The sequence below is a fragment of the Lamprobacter sp. genome (assembly GCF_034860625.1).
In the GTDB taxonomy this organism is placed as follows: Bacteria; Pseudomonadota; Gammaproteobacteria; order Chromatiales; family Chromatiaceae; genus Lamprobacter.
In genome coordinates this window covers 1-1,703 of record NZ_JAYESN010000457.1, presented here as the reverse complement: position 1 = coordinate 1,703, position 1,703 = coordinate 1, and the positions used below count along the sequence as shown (strand labels likewise).

Annotated in this window: 3 protein-coding genes; 1 reads left to right on the top strand and 2 read right to left on the bottom strand. The window is 64.4% G+C overall.

Annotated features, from left to right (window positions below):
- Positions 1-220: 220 nt before the first annotated feature.
- Positions 221-703, bottom strand: coding sequence for a DUF4174 domain-containing protein (locus VBE63_RS28800; protein WP_323686408.1), 483 nt, complete (start codon positions 701-703; stop codon positions 221-223).
- Between VBE63_RS28800 and VBE63_RS28795 the strand changes: the two genes are divergently transcribed.
- Positions 702-1,205 (top strand): MOSC domain-containing protein, encoded by a 504-nt coding sequence (locus VBE63_RS28795; protein WP_323686407.1) that lies wholly within the window; start codon positions 702-704, stop codon positions 1,203-1,205. The genes VBE63_RS28800 and VBE63_RS28795 overlap by 2 nt on opposite strands.
- Positions 1,206-1,262: 57 nt before the next feature.
- On the opposite strand, the gene VBE63_RS28790 is transcribed toward VBE63_RS28795, so the two are convergent.
- The gene (locus VBE63_RS28790; RefSeq protein ID WP_323686406.1) at positions 1,263-1,646 is read right to left on the bottom strand and encodes a YchJ family protein; all 384 of its coding nucleotides are present in this window, start codon (positions 1,644-1,646) and stop codon (positions 1,263-1,265) included.
- Positions 1,647-1,703 lie beyond the last annotated feature (57 nt).

Genomic DNA, 1,703 nt, shown 5'->3' with positions numbered 1-1,703 from the left:
ATAACCGGGACGGCCCAAGGCGGCGAGTCCCAGTCCGAGCACGCTGGCCGGCTGTTGACCGACGACCGGGTGCAGCGGTGAAGGGGTTGGTTGGGGCATGATCAAGCGCTGGGGCTATGCAAACGGTTGGATGGGTTGAGGCACGATCGCCGGAAACAGTAGCGATTCGCTGGACCCTTCCTGTCCGAGACCGATGGTCGCAATCTCACGAGCGGAGTACTCAGTCTGCAGCGTCCATCTCTCGACGGCGCATCGGCATCGCATCGATGCGTGCGAACAGCGCGGGCAGATCCAGTTGCTGGGCACTGGCTTTGAGACCGCCATCCTTGCCGATCAAGAACACAGCGGCATCGGATCGGCTGAAAAACCGCTGCTCGAGCTCCTGTTTGAGTCGGGCATCGAGCGGTCCTGGATAGTTGGTCTGCAACGGCCCCCGATCGCGCACAAACCAGAGGATGTCACGCGCATCGATCGCGGGCTGCTCGGCACGCAGGCGTGAAACTGCATCCGGGATCTGCGCATCGACGACAATGATCCGATGCTGCCAGCGTAGTGAGCCAAGCGTCCCAAGGGGCTGATCGGCACCCTGATCGACTGGCTCGGCGCTGATCAGCGTGCTCGCCGAACTGAGCCAGAGCCCAAGGACGAGGGTGAGCGCCAGATTCAGCCTGAGTGCCGAAAGCGTCTGTATGATGGTCGCCATGATCCTCTCCAAGAACAGCCCATTGGCGTTGCTGATGCAGACCTTTCCCCGGCCCGGCCGTTTGGACTGGATCGGCCTGCGACCGGCGAAGCGCGCGGCATTGATCCAGGTCGAGGCCGCGCAGGCCATCACCGGCGCGGGTCTCGAGGGCGATCACTACAGCGGCCGCACGGGCAACCGCGGCATTACCCTATTGCAGGCCGAGCATTTGCCAGTGATCGCCGCGCTCGCCGATGCCGCAGAGATAGCGCCGGCAACGCTGCGTCGCAACCTGCTGGTGTCGGGCATCAACCTGGCGGCGCTCAAGAGGCAACGCGTTCAGATCGGCGAGGTGGTGCTGGAGGGCACCAGCTTTGCACATCCCTGCTCACGCATGGAGGAGGTCTTGGGAGCGGGCGGCTACAACGCCCTGCGTGGCCATGGCGGACTCTGCGCGCGGGTGATCCAGGGCGGGCTGCTGCGGGTGGGTGATGCCGTGTTTGTAGTCGATGCTGAGGCCTGAGGCTTTCACGACCGCACCGAGTGGCTCGCCAAGCCAATCCATCGCTGGCGAGATCGGCTAACGCAAGGGGTCCAACACCCCATCGACATAGCGCCAGACCCCGTCCTCGCGCACAAAGTGGCTGCGCTCATGCAGTCGGAACGAACGTCTGCCGATCCTGTAGCGCGCCACGAACTCCACCCAGCCTTCGGTCGCCTCGGGACCACCGGCTTTGGTGGTCAGGATCTTGAGGCCGATCCAGGTTGGCGCCGGGTCCGCTGCGATCTCATGAGGTCGAGTGCTGGAGTGCCAGGTGGTGCGCAGATAGTCGACGGCACCTTGAGTGAAGGCCGTGTAGCGCGAGCGCATCAGGGCTTCGGCGGTAGGTGGCGCTGCGGTTCCGGCCAGGAACGGACCGCAACAGTCGGCCAGGGTGTGTCCGGAGCCGCAAGGGCAGGGCATTGACAAGGCTCAGATCCTCCTGCTCAAGCCAGCTGTGATGGCAGACGCTGCTCCAGC

Bases quoted from the DNA above. Each gene is read 5' to 3' on its own strand.
- VBE63_RS28795 (WP_323686407.1), top strand. From the start codon at position 702: ATGATCCTCTCCAAGAACAGCCCATTGGCGTTGCTGATGCAGACCTTT.
- VBE63_RS28790 (WP_323686406.1), bottom strand. From the start codon at position 1,646: ATGCCCTGCCCTTGCGGCTCCGGACACACCCTGGCCGACTGTTGCGGT.
- VBE63_RS28800 (WP_323686408.1), bottom strand. From the start codon at position 703: ATGGCGACCATCATACAGACGCTTTCGGCACTCAGGCTGAATCTGGCG.